The sequence below is a fragment of the Pseudomonas sp. ANT_J12 genome (assembly GCF_008370045.1).
Lineage (GTDB): Bacteria > Pseudomonadota > Gammaproteobacteria > Pseudomonadales > Pseudomonadaceae > Aquipseudomonas.
In genome coordinates, this window is record NZ_VOBN01000011.1 from 174296 (window position 1) to 192226 (window position 17931).

The following is a 17931-nucleotide window of genomic DNA, read 5'->3' on the forward strand; positions in this document are numbered from 1 at the left end:
AAGCAGGGCGCCCAAAAGCGTCAGGGGGCGTTCACCTCACCCTCCTTGAGCTGAATCAACCTGATGATGAAACGCGTCGAGGTATTGAGTTTTCAATTGGTCGGCCAGCGGGCTGAGTATCGGATTGGCTCGAAAATTCACCAGAAGGGTATCTATGACTGCCGTACCCCTCTCGATGGCTGCGTCAACGCTTGAGGGGATAAAGGGATCAAAGTTGATAGCTTCCAGCGCCACATCAAGCTGCTTCAATACCGGCTCTGCCTCTTGCATTTGAGCGCGTACTACGTCTAGCGTTGAATTCATAGCAACATCCTTGTAAGGCGATCTCGTCACGGTTCTATTTGAATCAGGCGGTGGTTAGATTGGTCAACGTAGGGTTGTACGGTCAAACGTGCCTGACTTAAAACTGAAACAAAATAGTAGCCTATAGTGAGTAATCGCTGTAGCGCACCGCCATGCCGAGCACGGTACAGGTCAATGCGCTGAGGCTAGATCATTGATGACCTTATCAAGCCGCGAGCAGGGTCAATATTTGGCGACTAGCGCTTCTGCTCAGCTCGTGTCCATAGCGCTTCAAAGAGATGATTGCATGTCCTTCGTTGACAAGTTCGTTGCTGAGATACTGACGCTTCAAGTCGCCCTGTATCACTCCCGTGCACGATTGGAGGCCAGGACTGATAGCGAGGCTTTGCATGACCTCAGGATATCTGTGAGGCGCATCCGGAGCCTCCTCCGACCGATGCGTTCGATGAGTGAGGTCACCGCGCTGAATAATGCTGCGGCGGAAGTGGGAAGGCTGACCACGCCGGCTCGCGATCTTGAGGTATTGATCGAAGAGCTAGAGGAGAGGGGCTTTCCTGACCTGGCGCAGTTCAGGAAAGCGCATCTGGATTCGGACTACTCCAAAATTCTAAAAAGCCCGGCTCTCAAGAACCTGTTCATTCACTTGGATGAGTGGCCTACAACCTTTCGCTCGGTTGAGGTCAACGGTGGTTTGAAGCATGTCCAGACTCAAATTGAAAAAGCGCTGACAAAGCAGATCGACCGATTGCATGCGGCGGTAGATGACGCTGAAAGTGATCGGCACGAGTTAAGAATCCTGGTCAAGCGAACTCGTTACCAGACAGAGGCTTTTCCCAAACTGTCACCGCTTTCGGGAAAAGCGGCGAGCTCTCTCAAAACCCTGCAATCGGCTTTGGGTGCCTGGCATGACCATTATCAGTGGTGCCAAAGGGCACTGATCGAATCTGACCTGCTCCCGCTGGAAAAGGTTTGGCAGCGCTGTGCAGCAACCGCACTCGAAAAAGCTGAGATCCAGTTAAAAAACTTGGCAGCACGGTTGCCAAAATCTTCGGGCAAAAAAAAGCTGCCTAAAGTGGCAGCGAAAGAATGAGCGCGTTTTGAATGGCCTGAGTATGGCGGGCAGAAAGTTACAAATCGATGATTGGTTTTTCCATCAATGCCAGCACCTTAAGACAGTTCAACCACAGGTCTGTTTATGCTGATAGGCAAGGGGTGGGCTGCATTTACACGATCTTCCAGTTTTTTTCGAACGCTTCGGCTTCGGCATAGCTGCGAAATTTGACGCACCATGCATCCATCCACACAAGCCAACCCTCGGGCGTGTTCGCTTCTTCGATTTTGATCAGCATCACGAGAATCCTTTCATGAGGTAGCTCGGGTCAATGACGAGCCTGAAAAGAGCTCGCACCCTTTCGAGGTCTAAGTATTGACTCAAGCGATACAGGGAATTGGGGGCTAGGTTTCATCTGATGGTTTTTCTCAGTGCCTCAATTCCCTTTCTGACGGACTCGGTATTCAAGTCGAGCGTGGCGATAGCACCAAGGACGGTGCTTGAAACGCCAGTGGATCCCCTCTGATCGACCCACATCGTTATCGACTCAATGGAACCACTCAAGCAATTCCGCCATTGCGGCGTTCATGCATTAACCTCCGCATTCCTTTTCACCTGCGAGCTGTTTGCTTGCTTGTATAGTTAGCTGGTCAGGAATAGATTCAACCTTTCAAGGATGCCATCTAGCCATCAGTCAAAGGGAAATTGCCGTGACTTACTCAAATTCGCTCGGTTACAACCCCTCCCTCTGACCTCAGCGTCGACTATCGTTGCTGTTGGCTGCTAGTCAGCCACTAAGACGTTGCGAAGTTGCGCGTCAATCCAGTGAGGATTACCGAATGCGAGTGATGATTCTGGATGATGACCCCTGGATATCAGATCTTTTAAAACAGCTCGTGTTGAGCATCCGCCCGGTTGGCTCAACAAAGCGGTCTGGATCCCGCGCCGCTGCAAAGTGCCGCCCTGTTGCACCGCATGGGCGAACTCTGTGTGCTGTACCAAACTCAGAAATGGGAGAACCAGGGCAATAGCGTGACCGAAGAAACGCTCACGCATGCTTTCCCTGATTTTGCAGCGCCTTTTGCCATTCGCTTGAAAGCAAGTTGGGGGTTACCAATGGTTCTACGTGAGCTGATAGGTGCTATCTATGCCTTGCCGCCCATGCAAGTCCGCCGCGAACAAGTGGTGATGCGCCTTGCCGCTGCCATCAACAACGGTGAGCCCGAAGCAGACATTGAAAGACTTCAACGATTAGCCGGCTTGACCTAAGCGTATTTGGGGCTTGCAGGTTGGACATCTCGCGGCCCCCCAACAGGGTTCGATCTTTAATATTGAAGGCTTAAAAGCCTTCTGCAAAGGGACAGAGCGGGTGAGAAAGCATAAGGTTTTTGCATTGAGCTGGGGGGTAGTTATCACTCTGGTTGTCGGGTTAGGGGCAAGCATTCTTGGCGGCTGGGCCCTTGAACGTACCAACGAGCAGCAGACTCAGGAAGCGATCATAGCGGCTACCGAAGAAGCCGCAGATGTTGTTTTGGCTCGCCTCAATCTTTACCAATATGGATTGCGAGGCGCTCGTGGTGCGTTGCTGACAGCGGGTGAGAATGGTATCAGCCGCGAGGTTTTTGACCGCTATAACCAAACGCGCGACCTCGTTGCCGAGTTCCCTGGCGCGAGTGCCTTAGGCTTTATCAGGCGCGTGCCTGAACAGGATGAAAGCGAGTTTCTCAAGCACGCTCGAGCTGACAGCAAAGCTGACTTTTCTATTCGTCAATTTTCTCCCCATTCTGGCGAGCGTTACGTTGTCCAGTATGTTGAGCCGGTGGAGGGTAATCAGCCCGCCATTGGCTTGGACATCGCTTCGGAAACATCGCGGCGAGAGGCGGCACAATCCGCGATACAAAGCGGTGTGCCACGGATCACTGGGCCCATCACGCTGATACAGGCCATAGGAAAACCGCAGCAGTCTTTCCTGGTGTTGATGCCCATCTTTCGCGGCGGAGTGACTCCGGCGACCGCTGCTGAACGAGAGGCAGCTGCTTTTGGCTGGAGCTATGTTGTGTTGCAGACTGCGGAGGTGCTCAAAGGGCTTCGCATAGAAAATGAGACGGTGCATCTGCGATTGAGGGATATCACTGTCCCCGGGCAAGAGAAACTGTTTTATGAAAGCAGTAACGACCCGACTAGCCCCCAAACGCAAGTGACCCACCGGCTGGAGCGTGACGTATACGGGAGGCGATGGCAAATTGAACTCGGCGCAAATCCATTGTTCATCCAGCGCTTGCATCAGGTTTCACCAACGCTCGTTCTGTTGATGGGCGGTTTGCTCACTCTTCTTCTGGCGACTCTGGCTGGTGTCGTGAGTGTCAGCCGTCAACGCAGACGTCAAATCTTTGCCGAGCAGGCAAGGTTGGCCGCCATCGTCGAAAGTTCGGCTGATGGCATTATTGGAAAAACACTCGATGGAGTCGTCACCAACTGGAACAAGGGCGCCGAGCATCTGTTTGGTTATACCGCCGAGGAGGCCGTCGGCCAGACGTTGATCAGCTTGATTGTTCCTGAGGAACTCGTAGCTGACGAAACCCATATCCTTACCAGCATAAGGGCAGGAGAGCGCATCACCAGTTTTGACACTCAACGCCGCCGAAAAGATAGTCGGCTGATCGATGTCTCCGCCAGCATCTCCCCCATTTATGACGAAGGTGGTCGTGTCATTGGCGCGTCCAAGACGTTGAGGGATATCTCGGCAAAAAAAGCAGCAGAGGCCCAAATTCTCGAGCTCAATTCTAACCTAGAGGAGCAGGTTGCGCAGCGAACGTCTGAGTTGCGACATCTAAATCTGTTGTTGGGTACCGTGCTGCGCTCGGCCACTGAAGTCTCGATAATTGCGACGGATCTCGATGGCGTTATCCGTGTGTTCAACAAAGGCGCCGAACATTTGTTGGGTTATGACGCCGATGAGGTAGTGGGCAAAAACACCCCGGCGCTCTTCCATATACCCGAAGACGTCGCTGCCCGTGGCGTAGAGTTGAGCGAGGAGTGCGCTCAGACAATCGACGGTTTCCGTGTGTTTGCCCATAAACCTGAGCTTGAAGGCGCAGAAACCCGAGAGTGGACTTACATACGCAAGGATGGCTCGCGGTTTCCTGTCACGCTAGTGGTCACCTCCATGCGCGATGCCGATGGGGTATTGAGCGGTTACCTGGGTATTGCGGTAGACATCACAGAACGTAAAGCGGCAGAAAAGGAGCTGGCTGCGAGCCTTAAGGCGACACAGAAACAACGTAGTGAACTGATGGCGATCCATGATCAGTTGCTGATGGCTGCCGAAGTAGCAGAACTGGGCATCTGGTCTTGGACGTTGGCGGACAATTCCTTGCTGTGGAATGACCGCATGTTCGAGTTTTACGATCAGCCGCTGACATTGCGCAGTATCGGTCTGAGCTATGAGCACTGGTACTCGCGTGTTCACCCCGAGGATGTCGTGGCTGCGGCTGCAAAGCTGAATGCCGCTGTTGAAGGTACTGATGTGTACGACACAATTTTCCGTGTCGTTAGTCCTGACGGTCAGATCCGCTTTATCCAAGCTGGTGCGCAAATTGAACGGGATTATGCTGGTGTGGCTTTGCGCGTGACGGGCATCAATCGGGACATCACTGCCCAGCGCGAACTCGAGTCGCGCCTGCATTACGCCAAAGAACAGGCTGATGGGGCAAGTGCGGCTAAGTCTGCTTTTCTGGCTAACATGAGCCATGAAATACGTACGCCAATGAATGCTGTGCTGGGTATGTTGCAGTTGGTTCAGAACACTGACCTGAATGATCGCCAGCTCGATTATGTGACCAAAGCGCAAACCGCTGCGAAATCACTGCTGGGCTTGCTCAATGACATCCTCGATTACTCCAAGATTGAGGCGGGCAAACTGCAACTCGATGTGCATCCTTTCGAACTTGAACCGGTCATGCGTGACCTCGCCGTTGTATTGGCAGGTAACCAAGGCGAGAAGGAGGTTGAGGTCATGTTCGACCTGGACTCCAATTTACCCAACGATCTGATCGGCGATAGCCTGCGACTGCAACAGGTGCTGATCAATCTGGCGGGTAATGCCCTCAAGTTCACTCTCGAAGGCCAGGTCGTGGTCAGCGTTCAACAACTGAAACGCACGGAAAATGCTGTGAGTTTGCGCATCGCCGTTTCTGATACCGGCATCGGTATCAGCCCGGAACAGCTTCAGCGTATTTTTGAAGGCTTCACTCAGGCCGAGGCTTCAACTTCCCGACGTTTTGGAGGCACAGGCCTTGGCCTGGTGATCTGCAAGCGGTTAGTCACCTTGATGGGTGGTGAACTTCACGTAGAGAGCCAGCAGGGAGTCGGGAGTCGTTTCTGGTTCGATATCACTCTGGATGTAGCGCCAACGTCACTGTTGAGATCGGCCTGTACTGGAGTCGATGTGTCCTTACGGATTCTAGTCGTCGACGACAACGCCATGGCGGGTGAATTGCTGTTGCGAACCGTTCATGCATTGGGATGGAAAGCTGATCGCGTGAGTGGTGGCACGCAAGCGGTGGAATGGGTGAAGAAAGCCCAGGCGCTAGGTGAAGCCTACGACGTGGTGCTGATGGACTGGCGGATGTCCGATATGGATGGGCTAAGCGCTGCGCAATTGATCCATCAGCAGGGTAACGGTTTGCCACCTCCGATGGTCATTATGATCACTGCTTACGGCCGCGAAATATTGGCCGACGCCCACCATGCAGGAGACGCCCCCTTCGTGGGTTTTCTCACCAAACCTGTCACTCCCAAGCAGCTAGCCGACGCTGTTCAGCGAGCACTCAAGGGCAAAGACCTGCTGCATTCCCCCCTCCCTCGGTCAACGGTTGACAGGCCACAGCGTCTGGCCGGGCTGCGACTATTGGTGGTGGAAGACAACATGCTCAATCGCCAGGTCGCCGATGAGTTACTGACAAGGGAAGGCGCTCAGGTAACGCTGTCCGAAGGTGGGCTGGAAGGTGTGAGCAAGGTGATGAATGAGCGTGTGCCCTTCGACGTCGTATTAATGGATATCCAGATGCCAGATATTGATGGCTTGGAGGCGACCCGTCGCATTCGATCGAATCCGCGCTTTGCAACGTTGCCGATTGTGGCGATGACCGCAAATGCCTCCAATACCGACCGTGAAGCCTGTCTTGCTGCGGGGATGAATGATCATGTCGGCAAACCTATAGACCTAGAGCAACTCGTCGTAACGTTGCTCTTTCAAGCGGGCTGTGAAGATGGCCAGGCATCTTTAACCGTGGGACAAGTCAATACAGGAGAAAGCGTTATAGAGTCTCGGTCATCAACTATTGACCGCTTTGGTGGTGACCTCGATTTGATCCGCAAGGTGCTACGTACCTTTGGCCCAGAGATGGAAAAACAACTTGTTCGGTTGCGCGATCAGATCCAGCGGCAAGATGCTTCGGGGGCCGCTTTTGTGCTCCATACCATTAAAGGTAGCAGCGGCACCATGGGTGCCAAGGCGGTGTCGCAACTGGCCGGCAACCTGGAGCACACACTAAAACACGGAGATGCAGAGTCTGTAGCGAGCCTCTTGGTCGACCCAACATGGTTTGACGAGTTGAGCAGGTTACTGCAACAAAGCCTTGAGCAAATGAATGTCGATTTTGGCCAGAGCCTGCGTGTAAAAAGCAGTGCTGACGACGATTCCATGGCTCCGGCGCAATGGAAAGAGGCCCTAGAGGAGATTTTGTTGTTGTTGGAAGCGGGTAACCTTCAAGCCATAGAGCTTGCAGACGCATTGGCATCAAAAATGCCGCAATCCCTGCGCCCACAGTTCGACGAACTGGTTCTCAGGGTGCAGTCGCTAGACTTCTCAGCTGCGATGCCGATTGGTCATGACCTGTTGAGATCTGCCTGATGGAACAATCAATGGAAACCTGGCTACCGCATTCCTTTAACCGTCCAAAACTCCTTATTGTCGACGACCAACCGACTAACATCCGGGTACTGCATGAGCTATTTCGTGAGGACTGTGATGTTTTCATGGCCACCAGCGGTGAGCAGGCAATCAGCGTATGCCAGACCCAGCTACCTGATTTGATTCTTCTGGACGTGGTCATGGAGGGCATGGACGGGCATGAAGTATGCCGTCGACTCCAGGTTGATCCTGCGACTCGGGGCATCCCCATCATTTTCATTACCGCACAGCAGCAGGAGTCAGATGAAGTGCTAGGTCTGGAGCTTGGCGCGGTGGACTTCATCACCAAACCCATCAATCCGGTCATTGTTAAAGCACGGGTACGAACACATCTAACCCTGAAACTACAAAGCGATCTGCTGCGTTCCATGGCGTTGATAGATGGTCTTACTGGGGTGGCCAATCGACGCAAATTTAATGAGGACATATTGGCGGATTGGCGTCTGTGCTTTCGAGAGCAAAAGCCGCTATCGCTCATTTTGGTGGATGTCGACTATTTCAAACGCTACAACGACCAGTACGGGCACCAGGCTGGAGATGGCTGCTTGAAATCCATTGCTCAAGCGTTATCTGAAACGGTTAGACGGCCCTACGACCTAGTCGCTCGGTATGGTGGCGAAGAGTTCGCCTGCGTTCTGCCCAATACCGTTCTTTCGGGTGCGGTCGACATTGCAGAAAGAATGCAAAAGCGTGTCCGATCGCTGGGCATCGAGCATTCTGCTTCTGATGTCGATCGCGTGATGACTATCTCTCTAGGCGTGGCAACATTGACGCCTACTGGCGAACAAGGATTCGAGGCTTTGATAGAAGCTGCGGACAAGCAACTCTACGAAGCTAAGAACGCGGGTAGGGCGCGGGTATGTTCATCTGTGATGTCATCCAGTTGAGGAGTTTTTCCGCTGCTAATTGCATTTTTGGTTGGCGCTACTGGTTTGGTGCATTGGGTTATATGTGCGAGTGGAAACGCTCTGGTGCGCTAACCCGTCAAGATAAGATGCATTCAGATTTTGTATTGCAATTGAGCCAGTTGGATCTTCAACTGTGAGACTTCAGCTTCCAGTTCGCGAACGCGCTCGCTAGTATCAACTTGGGCGCTGACGTCCTTCTGGATACCGATGTAGTAAGTGAGATGGTCTGCGTCGTTGAATACTGGGGTAATCGACAGTTCATTCCAGAAGGCACTACCGTCCTTGCGATAATTGCGAATGATTTGTCGGCAGGGGTGACGGTTTCTTATCGCTTCTCGGATTGCTGCCAAGCCGGTTTGGTCACGGTCATCACCCTGCAGGAAACGGCAGTCCTGATACAGGATGTCGTCAAGGCCGTATCCAGTGAGACGCTGGAAGGCAGGGTTAGCGTAGATCAGGATGTTCTCGTCGCCTTCCTGCTCTGCCACCACGATGCCATCGTTGGATGCCTCAATCACCAGTTTTAGCAGTTCTGCGTTGATCATTTTTTGAACCCAATTGAATAGGACATCAGTCTAGAACAACCTGGCGCATCTGAGCGCTTTCTAGAAATCGCTGGCTTTTTTTCTGCTTTTGCCCTTGTTGGACTGGGCGAAGGCCCGTTCTGCTCAACTGCGCAGTCTTAATGGTTGCTGACACTTAGGCTGAGCAGTCGTTGGATCCCCTTTGCCGGCGCACAATGCTTGAGTGCTGGTCATTTATCTTGATCCCTCCCTAAAGGGATTTTCACAAAAAAAGTGGTTCCTTGCGCTCTGTTGGACGCCACATCTAAAGTTCCCGAGTGCGCGGTCACGATCTCCGAAGCTATGTACAGACCTAGGCCTAGGCCGGTGCTAGGGCCTAGCTCAAGTGAGGTGTTCTGAGAGAAGCGAGCCATAGGATTAAAGATGAAGGGCAAAGTATCTTCCGGTATAGGCTCCCCGAAATTATGGACGGAGAAAACGACGCTGCCGCCTGTTACCTCCAGTGAAACCCTGATCGGAAACTGCAGATCACCATGCTGCACAGCATTACTGAGCAGGTTAGAAAAAACTTGCTCCATGCGGGCGCCATCGAATTCACCGCGAGCTAATGTACCCGCTGTCAAGATGATATCCGCGCTTGGATGAAAGGTTCGGATCTCTTCAACTATGCGTGTGCATCGTGGCAATAGGTCGATATTCTCCTTTTTGACGGGAATCCCCGGGCCCATTTGGCAGCGGGTAAGATCTAGCAAGTCGTCGACGATCTGGCTGGCTCGTCTGACACTGGTGTATATCCCCAATGCAATTTTACTCTTACGTGCTCCTAGATCATTCGAGCGCCGCAAAACATCGGAACCCAGCAAAATGGCACCCAGTGGCGTGCGCAAATCATGGCCAAGGATGCCTAAAAAAACGTTGCGTGACGCCTCTACTGCACGCGAGTAGCTAGCAATAGATTCTGCGAGCGCTTGGTCTATGGCTTCGTTGAAGCGGATCATATCGTCCACTTCCAAAACTGTCCCTGCCTTCATCCGACCCAGCCATTGACTTAGAACGCTCGACCTAAGTGCACGATACTCAGAAACCATTTGATCCAGCGTGAAACCCGCCATTAAACGAGTCACCGCATGGGTTTCGGCAGCAGTCTCCAACTCCTCCGTAGGTGCATTGCCGTGGGCCTTGGCTATTTGCTCTTGGGCGGACTGGTATGTGCGCAGGTCTAGCGCAATAGCTCGCAGCATCTGTTCTGCATGATCCCGCAATGCTTTGGAATCCAGTGCTTCGCCGGGTACCTCAATGGTTCGAGCGAAGTCTTCCCAAGCTTGCAGAATCGGCTCAAGGTTCTTGATGATGAAGTCAGACAGGCGCATGCCGGTGATCCAGGTAGGGAGTCGTAATAGACGTCGAAAGCGGGAGCGGAACAGCGTGTGCTGAATTAGAGCACTGATTAAGTCACTTGGCTTCTATGACAGACCGCGAGCCTGTTCATTACCAAAGCAGATTTGAGGAGTTACCGTACTCAGCGAAACCTCCAAAGCCGGTGATCCTCGTCATTTTCGGGCAGGGCGTATCAGCTTTGTTGCGAGGGTTTGGAGTTGACTGGTTGGATGTCATCAAGCTCTTCCCTGGGACGTGACCGCGCATCTGCTCTTGGGCAGATAGAATTGCGGGGGAGGTCGCTGCCTCTATCCCGCGCCATCTGCCCAGATTTGCATGACCTGCGAGTAACGAAACCCTTTGAAAGTCTCCAATTTTGTGCAAAAGCTATAAGTCGTTCTGAATAGACATTTTATTTCCGAGCTTGAAGGTGTTTGTACAATTTCAGTTTTTGTACAGTTTTTGCGAGCGATTTTTCGTTGCTTCACAATTAACTTTCCCAAGAGCAGGGGGTGTGAGCCGTGCTGGCGCCGGTCTGATCGACGCAATACACAACGAACGGGCGTTCGATTATCTTTGACTTTGTGGCCATTGGGTCACAGAAACTTCCTGGAGTCATCATCTGTACGGGAAGAATCTTGGCTCAATGACTGATCCGGTGATACGCCTGCCTCCATTGTGGGTGCCTTCCATTTCATACTTCCCTTCACTCCACTCGATAATCAACAGACACTGCTGATCGATATGGTCGATCAGGGTAGCCCTTGATTTGGACTCCTTAGCGCGAACATGCCGGCGATGATACGGGCATCCAAGAGAGCGTGATGTGGAAGCGGTACCCCATCGTTTATAACCCTCAAAGTGTTAGCATCAACAGGGTGATTTCGGACATTTCTTGGCCATTTCCCATCGTCATACGCTAGTTCACAGAAAAGCTCCCAGTCGTACTGTGGGGCGTCTGTGACAATCTCCAGGGCTTCGTCGAACGACGTGAGGAACTCGAACAGTGCTGACCTTGCGCCAATGATGGGTAGTGCATAGCTTCCGCCCCAGAGCTGCGGAAGGACGATCTTGATTACGAAGTCGCTGCAGTCTGCTTCTCGCCATGTGTCGATCAATTCCGCGTAGAATTCGCGTCCATCCTCGGCCACCAACGCCAGCGAAATAAGCTTTGCTGCCGCCGAGAGCTGAGTAAGTTCGCAATCAAGAAAGAGCCGCATGGCGTTAGAACTCCGTAATGACTAGGGGTTGCCTGGATATGTCGCAGGAAGCTCTGCTGTGGGAGATGGCCCTTGAGCATTTTGGCTCAGACGGGCTGCTCAAAGTGGTAGCAGAGATGTGGGGTAGCGTAGCCCCTCCGTCTAGACCAGTCGTTGAACACTTGTCCACCGATAGGGTGAGTCAGGAAGCCCTGAATATACTGAAAATTACCTAAGAGCGATTGGGCGCTTTCGGATCGTGAACGAGCCCCATGAAAGACAGGACACCGTTTCCCCCTTACGATAAGGGATAGGCAAACGGTTATGCTTATCACTAACAGCAACGATAAGAATGGAGAGCTTTTGGGTCAGGAGCGGCGACGCCGCTGGAGCCCGGAGCAAAAACTGGCCATGGTTCGCGAGAGCCTTGAGCCCGGGCAAAGCGTTTCGGTGGTGGCTCGGCGTAACGGCATCAATGCCAACCAGTTGTTCCTGTGGCGCAAGATGTACCAGGACGGCAGCCTGTCGGCGGTCAGTGCTGGCGAGGCCGTGGTGCCTGCTTCCGTGCTGAGCGGCGCTCAAGCAGATCCGTGAACTGCAACGGATGCTGTGCAAGAAAACGATGGAAGCAGAAATCCTTAAAGAGGCCGTGGAGATCGCCCGGCCGCGAAAATGGATTGCGCACTCACCCTTGTTGCCGGGGGACGACCAGTGAAGCTGGTCAGTGAATGTCTCGGTGTGGCGCGCTCGCAATTAACGGTTCGAATCAAGCAATCGGTATCGCCCAAAGTACGGCGCCGCAGGCCTGTGGACGATGCTCATCTGGTGGTTGAAATCCAGCAACAGGTCAGCGAACTGCCCAGCTATGGATACAGTCGCGTCTGGGGACTGCTGCGTCGTGCACGTGAAAAGCGGTCGCTGCCCGCGATCAACGTGAAACGGGTTTACCGGGTCATGCGTGATCACAATCTGCTGCTTGAACGCCGGATCAAACAGCCCGGCGTGCCGCGTCGGCACGAAGGCTGTATTGCCGTGAAAACCAGCGATACACGTTGGTGCTCGGACGGCTTTGAGTTCCGCTGCGAGGACGGCGCCAAACTGAGCGTCACCTTCGCCCTGGACTGCTGTGATCGCGAGGCCATCGGCTGGGTCGCGAGCCCGACGGGGTACAGCGGTGATGATATCCGCGACTTGATGCTGGAAAGCGTGGAAAAGCGTTTTGGTGACCAGCTACCTACTGCCTGTTGTGGTCACTACGCTACATCAAGTTAATGATGCAGTGGAAAGCCTAGAATGCTTGCGTGGGATCTTAAATCGCCCAGTGTGCAAAGTGGGGAGCGGTGTTCATCTTCCTAATTTCGGAAGCAACCCTGGCGGGCGTTTGGTTCGTCTACAAGCACTGCTAAATAGCATCCTCAGTCTCCTCTCGGTGCCGATGATTACAGGATGAAAATATGAGTAGCGGATGTTCAAGTATCAAAGCTGAGCCTCTTCCTATTCCGCGCACGATCTGGGCGTTGGGCTTTGTCAGCCTGTTTATGGATCTATCGTCTGAGTTGGTACACAGCTTACTTCCCGTGTTTTTGGTCACCACATTAGGTGCGAGTGCATTGACTGTTGGGGTAATCGAGGGGATCGCCGAGTCGACCGCCATGCTCGTCAAGATATTCTCTGGCGCCATCAGCGACTTTATTGGTCGGCGCAAAGGGCTTCTGTTGCTTGGGTATGGTTTGGCTGCCCTGACCAAGCCGCTTTTTCCTCTGGCCCACTCAGTTGAAGTGGTCTTCACAGCACGCTTTCTGGATCGTATCGGCAAAGGCATTCGTGGTGCACCGCGAGATGCCCTCGTCGCAGATGTTTCGCCACCAGAGATCCGTGGGGCCTGCTTTGGGTTGCGTCAATCGATGGATACCGTCGGGGCCGTTCTTGGCCCTGCTCTGGCCATCTTGCTGATGTTGTGGCTCGCAGATATACAGCTTGTACTGTGGGTTGCAGTGATTCCGGCAGCTATAGCGGTGGCTCTCATTGTCACCGGAGTAAAAGAGCCCATACACGACTCCGGAGAACACAAATTTCGATCTCCAATTCATTGGAGAGTCCTTCACGACTTCTCCGTTGGGTATTGGTGGGTTGTCGTCGTGGGCGGGGTGTTTACGCTTGCCCGGTTTAGTGAAGCGTTTCTGGTATTACGGGCGCAACAGTTAGGCTTGTCAGTTACCTGGATTCCGTTGGTGATGGTAGTAATGGCACTTTTCTATACGTTGTCCGCTTACCCTGCCGGTTGGCTATCTGATCGTATCAGTCGCACGAAACTGCTCTGTGTGGGTATGGGATTACTCGTCTTAGCGGATCTGGTGCTTGCTCAGTCCAGTTCTATCATCACGATGATGCTGGGCGTTGCGTTGTGGGGGCTTCATATGGGATTCAGCCAAGGCATTCTTGCCTCGCTGGTAGCCGATAAAGCGCCTGGAAAACTCAAGGGCACCGCCTTCGGCATTTTCAATCTAGTTAGCGGTGCATGCATGCTGATCGCCAGCGCTCTTGCGGGCTGGCTATGGCAAAGCATTGGATCAGACAGCACGTTCCTCATGGGGGCATTTCTTGCCGCAACAGCTCTGCTCTTACTGTTACTTAAGAAACAATAATTCCTTAGGCAAAGAGCTGAAGAGTTTCGATCTGATTTAGCAGCTCACTTGTTGAACAGCGTGTGTCAGTAGTAAGTAGGCTCAGCATGGTGAGCTAACAGGACTTTGCCATCCCAATCCCCGTCTGCCGTCCCAAGGGTTCGAGGTAGGAGCCGTCCATCGTCAAAAACGGCAGCTAGCTTGCTCCGTGGCGCATTCATACCAGGCTGTGTCGACGTCACCGTGAGGAGGGATAGGGGATGATAGAAACGCTCCTCCACAACTGATCCCATCCACAGCGGTGAAGTACGCCCGTTCGTGAGCTCGATATCGACGACCCACACTCGAAGCACGAGGCGTGAGCGGGTAAGTGCGTCTGCACCACTCGGTCGAACAAACGTCAGACTGGGGAGGCGACCACCAGCGAAAAATGGAATAACTGGAAGAAATGCCGGGTCGGTTTGGACAGAAAGCCAATTCAGGGTATTCAATAGCGTCCAGTCCGCTGAGTCACGCCACTCATTTTTCTGCAGGACATCTTGCAAGTCTTTCAGATCACCGGCCCACTGGAACGTCAGCGGCTCATTCGTCTCGCCCATCAGATCAATACGCCGTACCGGCAGTTGCTGCCAACCCGCCTCCCACCAATCGGTGGTGGCCATGGACGGAGTTCTTTCGTTGACGGCATATCGGTCACTGTCGGTCGCATGGCTACGATAGATATTGAGTCCTCCGACAAGAATCAGTGCTGAACATCCGGCGGTGAATAGGCCCATTGGATCAATGCGTCCGGCTTGGCGCCTCAGAAAGGACTGGCCGAGCTGGGCCAGCCACGCCGCTCCGAATGCCAGCCCCCCGAGTACGTCGGAAAACCAATGCGCACCGAGGTAGAGGCGCGAGAATGCAATCAGAAATATCAGGGTTGCTGCGCCGAGAACGACCGCAAGGCGCCATGCCGCATGGATCTCACGCGCGATGAGAAAAGTGAGGAAACCGTAGAGCACGACATTGACCGTGCTATGCCCGCTAGGGAAGGAGAACGCGCTCCACCCTGAGTAGAGAAGTTCACCGGGGCGAACTCGATGCAACGCTACTTTGATGACGGTGTTGAGCGCCGAAGCGCCGACAATCGCAACCAGCCAATAGGTAGCTGTACGCCATGCGCGTTTCCATATCAGCCACAGCAGGACAACGATCGTGACCGCCGCCACAACCTTGGTGTCGCCGAGTTCTGTAATAGCGATCATCACCGCATCGCTTGGTGCTGTACGAAGATCCTGAAGCGCGTGGTATATCGAGCTGTCTGCGAGCAGCAATGGGTCGCCGGTGACGACATCTTCGAGGATGCCAAAGAAGAGCCAGGCTGCACCGACGAGAAGCACACCCGACAATGCGAGAGTCCGTACTTCAGGCTGCGAAGGATTGAGTAAATGGGTGAGACTGCGGCTCAGCAAGGTGTCGTGGGTGCCGGCCCAGTACCTCAGCCGCCCCAGTGCGTCGATGAAGTAAGGGACACCGCGACGCAACGTCAAACGCACGATATGCAGGAGCGCCCAGCCCGCCGCCATGAGAACCACCAGCAAAATTGCGAGCGGCTTTGCGGCCGCTCCGAGAATGCTGAACGTCGCACCTGCGAGTACGCCAGACAGGATATGCGACAGGGCCCAAGCAAACGCCGAGGCAATATTGACGAGATAAAACCGCTTGACGGCCATTCCCATCATGCCGGCGAGGAGCGGGATGAAGGCCCGGACGCCTGGTACGAAGCGCGCGAGAAATACACTCTTGGCGCCGTGACGCTCGAAAAAGGCCTCGCTGCTCTGAGTCAGTTCCGGGTGGCGGTTAAAAGGCCAGATATCAAGAATCTCGCGATGGTATCGATGCCCGAGCCAAAACGAAAGACCATCACCCGCGATGGCACCTAACGTGGCGGCGACCAGCAACGGCCAGAGCAATAATACGCCGCTCGGCACCAAGGCACTGAGTGCGAGGATTACGGCTGTGCCGGGAACGACGGCACCGATAATCGGGATTGACTCGGAAAGTGCCAGAAGAAACACCGCCAGATAGGCGACCTGTGGATGCGCCGTCAGAAACTCGATGACCGATGTGACCAAGGACGTCATCCTTCGCTGACTTCAGCGGTTTAGGCCACCCCGTTCATAAGCAGGGTCTTGAGCACAGCGATAAGCAGTCTGGTACTCATGGGCGTTCTCCAGTTTTAAACAGAGCGTTTATCGACAGCAGCAACCGCCGCCGTTCCCGCCACAGCCCAAGGTTTTCTTACTCGCTACGCTTTCCACTGTCGCCAGCTGTGCTGGATAGCCCGCGTTCTCCAGGGCCGCAAGCAGCGCATGGCTGTCCGAATCGCCGCTGACCTTCACCCGTCCGGCTTGTAGATCCACTGCTACGTCACTCACGCCTTCAACTGGGCGCAGCGCTTCGGTGACATGTTTGACACATGAACCACAGCTCATGCCTTGGACTTGCAGTTCAACAGTTTTCATTGGTGACTCCTCACAACAAAGTTGATCATGGAAAGACTGACGCATGAGGCTTTTCTGCGGCGTTGGCTTATCCTCAACCTTGCTGCCATGGCAAGGTCAAGCGGTCGTTTTCACTCAATCAATGGAAGCCTGGCGCAGACGCAAGGCGTTGAATACCACCGACGCCGAGCTCACGCTCATGGCCAGTGCGGCAATGAGCGGTGACAGAAGGTGACCGGTAAGTGGAAAGAACAAGCCGGCAGCCAGTGGAATACCCATGGCGTTGTAAAGGAAGGCGAAGGTCAGGTTCTGGTGCATATTTCTCACCGTTGCTACTGACAGGCTGCGAGCACGCAGGATACCGAGCAGATCGCCTTTGACCAGGGTGACCTGGGCGCTGTTCATCGCCACGTCAGTGCCAGTGCCCATGGCGATTCCTACATCAGCGCGAGCCAGTGCGGGGGCATCATTAATGCCGTCGCCGGCCATCGCCACCCGGTGTCCAGCTTGTTGCAGAGATGCCATCAGACGTTCTTTATCTTGCGGTTTGACCTCGCCGTGAACCTCCTCGATGCCCAACTGGCGAGCTACCGAGCGAGCAGTCGTAAGGCCGTCGCCAGTGGCCATGATGACCTTGACGCCATCAGCCTGCAGACGCTCGACGGCCAGCTTCGTGGTGGGTTTGATGGGGTCGGCAACAGCCAGCAAACCCGCCAGGGCGCCATCGACTGCCAGGTACATGATGCTCGTACCGTCGCCGCGTAGCTTCTCGGCATGTACTTGCAAGCTCTCTGTGGAAACGCCGGCCTCCTGCATCAACGCGGTATTGCCTAGCATCAGGCGGCGACCCTCGACCTGACCGCTTACACCAATACCTGAGGCTGACTCGAAGGTTTCAGGTGTCACCAGTTTTAGCCCTGCGGCACGAGCCTGCTCGACGATGGCGTGGGCCAATGGATGCTCACTGCCCTGATCGAGACTTGCGGCCAGGCGCAACACTTCATCCTGAGTAAATCCGGGTACGGCCTCGACGCTATGGAACGCTGGTCGACCTTCAGTGAGGGTGCCAGTTTTGTCGACTATCAAGATGTCTATCTTGCGCAGGTTTTCGATGGCGGCGGCATCGCGAAACAATACGCCGCTGCCAGCAGCCTTGCCGGTGGCAACCATGACTGACATCGGTGTCGCTAGGCCAAGGGCACAGGGACAGGCGATGATCATGACCGCGACAGCGTTGATCAGCCCGAACACCCAACTTGGCTCGGGCCCCCACACCCCCCAGCCGAGTAGAGTCAGCGCGGCGATAGCAATCACCACAATCACGAAGTAACTGGCAATCACATCTGCCAGCCGTTGCATCGTAAACGCTCCATGAACCCCACACTCAAAGTCACCACCTGATCCCAGACGCGGTGCCCCATATTTCTATACCTGTGGCACATAAATAGCTCACCTACCATTTTGCTGGCATAAAAATGCCACTGT

General features: G+C 54.0%; 12 protein-coding genes and 2 pseudogenes. 6 read left to right on the top strand and 8 right to left on the bottom strand.

Going from position 1 to position 17931, the window contains the following annotated elements; all coding sequences use genetic code 11:
• Positions 1-36: 36 nt before the first annotated feature.
• The gene (locus FQ192_RS22145) at positions 37-303 is read right to left on the bottom strand and encodes a hypothetical protein (protein ID WP_149660451.1); all 267 of its coding nucleotides are present in this window, start codon (positions 301-303) and stop codon (positions 37-39) included.
• Positions 304-589: 286 nt separating this feature from the next.
• On the opposite strand from FQ192_RS22145, the gene FQ192_RS22150 reads away from it, so the two are divergent.
• Positions 590-1393: a CHAD domain-containing protein gene (locus tag FQ192_RS22150; protein WP_149660452.1), complete on the top strand. Its 804-nt coding sequence runs from the start codon at positions 590-592 to the stop codon at positions 1391-1393.
• A 133-nt stretch (positions 1394-1526) separates the two neighbouring features.
• Here FQ192_RS22150 and FQ192_RS22155 read toward each other — a convergent pair whose 3' ends face one another.
• Positions 1527-1652 (bottom strand): hypothetical protein, encoded by a 126-nt coding sequence (locus FQ192_RS22155; RefSeq protein WP_256672337.1) that lies wholly within the window; start codon positions 1650-1652, stop codon positions 1527-1529.
• A gap of 617 nt (positions 1653-2269) precedes the next feature.
• Here FQ192_RS22155 and FQ192_RS22160 point away from each other — a divergent pair.
• The 3 genes from FQ192_RS22160 to FQ192_RS22170 all read left to right on the top strand — a co-directional run bounded on the left by FQ192_RS22160 (position 2270) and on the right by FQ192_RS22170 (position 8215).
• Positions 2270-2623, top strand: coding sequence for a hypothetical protein (locus FQ192_RS22160; protein ID WP_149660453.1), 354 nt, complete (start codon positions 2270-2272; stop codon positions 2621-2623).
• Positions 2624-2723: 100 nt separating this feature from the next.
• Positions 2724-7268 (top strand): PAS domain S-box protein, encoded by a 4545-nt coding sequence (locus FQ192_RS22165; protein ID WP_149660454.1) that lies wholly within the window; start codon positions 2724-2726, stop codon positions 7266-7268.
• Positions 7269-7279: 11 nt separating this feature from the next.
• A complete protein-coding gene (locus tag FQ192_RS22170) occupies positions 7280-8215 on the top strand; it encodes a diguanylate cyclase (protein ID WP_306108898.1) in 936 nt (311 codons plus the stop codon).
• A gap of 113 nt (positions 8216-8328) precedes the next feature.
• Here the strand turns inward: FQ192_RS22170 and FQ192_RS22175 are convergent, their stop codons facing one another.
• The 3 genes from FQ192_RS22175 to FQ192_RS22185 all read right to left on the bottom strand — a co-directional run bounded on the left by FQ192_RS22175 (position 8329) and on the right by FQ192_RS22185 (position 11357).
• Positions 8329-8781 carry a PAS domain-containing protein gene (locus FQ192_RS22175; protein ID WP_149660456.1) on the bottom strand — a complete coding sequence of 151 codons (453 nt, stop codon included), beginning with the start codon at positions 8779-8781 and terminating at the stop codon, positions 8329-8331.
• Positions 8782-8990: 209 nt separating this feature from the next.
• On the bottom strand, positions 8991-10130 hold the full coding sequence (locus FQ192_RS22180) for a sensor histidine kinase (RefSeq protein WP_149660457.1): 1140 nt from the start codon (positions 10128-10130) through the stop codon (positions 8991-8993).
• 759 nt (positions 10131-10889) lie between these two features.
• Positions 10890-11357 carry a 3'-5' exoribonuclease gene (locus FQ192_RS22185; protein ID WP_149660458.1) on the bottom strand — a complete coding sequence of 156 codons (468 nt, stop codon included), beginning with the start codon at positions 11355-11357 and terminating at the stop codon, positions 10890-10892.
• 303 nt (positions 11358-11660) lie between these two features.
• On the opposite strand from FQ192_RS22185, the pseudogene FQ192_RS34525 reads away from it, so the two are divergent.
• A pseudogene (locus FQ192_RS34525) lies at positions 11661-12575 on the top strand (IS3 family transposase); the annotation flags it as partial.
• A 215-nt stretch (positions 12576-12790) separates the two neighbouring features.
• Positions 12791-13981 (top strand): MFS transporter, encoded by a 1191-nt coding sequence (locus tag FQ192_RS22200; RefSeq protein ID WP_149660461.1) that lies wholly within the window; start codon positions 12791-12793, stop codon positions 13979-13981.
• A 65-nt stretch (positions 13982-14046) separates the two neighbouring features.
• Here FQ192_RS22200 and FQ192_RS22205 read toward each other — a convergent pair whose 3' ends face one another.
• The 3 genes and pseudogenes from FQ192_RS22205 to FQ192_RS22215 form a co-directional block, all read right to left on the bottom strand.
• A complete protein-coding gene (locus FQ192_RS22205; RefSeq protein ID WP_149660462.1) occupies positions 14047-16086 on the bottom strand; it encodes a bifunctional DedA family/phosphatase PAP2 family protein in 2040 nt (679 codons plus the stop codon).
• A 108-nt stretch (positions 16087-16194) separates the two neighbouring features.
• Entirely contained in the window at positions 16195-16467 is a 273-nt protein-coding gene (locus tag FQ192_RS22210) for a heavy-metal-associated domain-containing protein (protein WP_149660463.1), read from the bottom strand.
• Positions 16468-16581: 114 nt separating this feature from the next.
• Positions 16582-17805, bottom strand: a pseudogene (locus FQ192_RS22215) (heavy metal translocating P-type ATPase); the annotation flags it as partial.
• Positions 17806-17931: the final 126 nt, after the last annotated feature.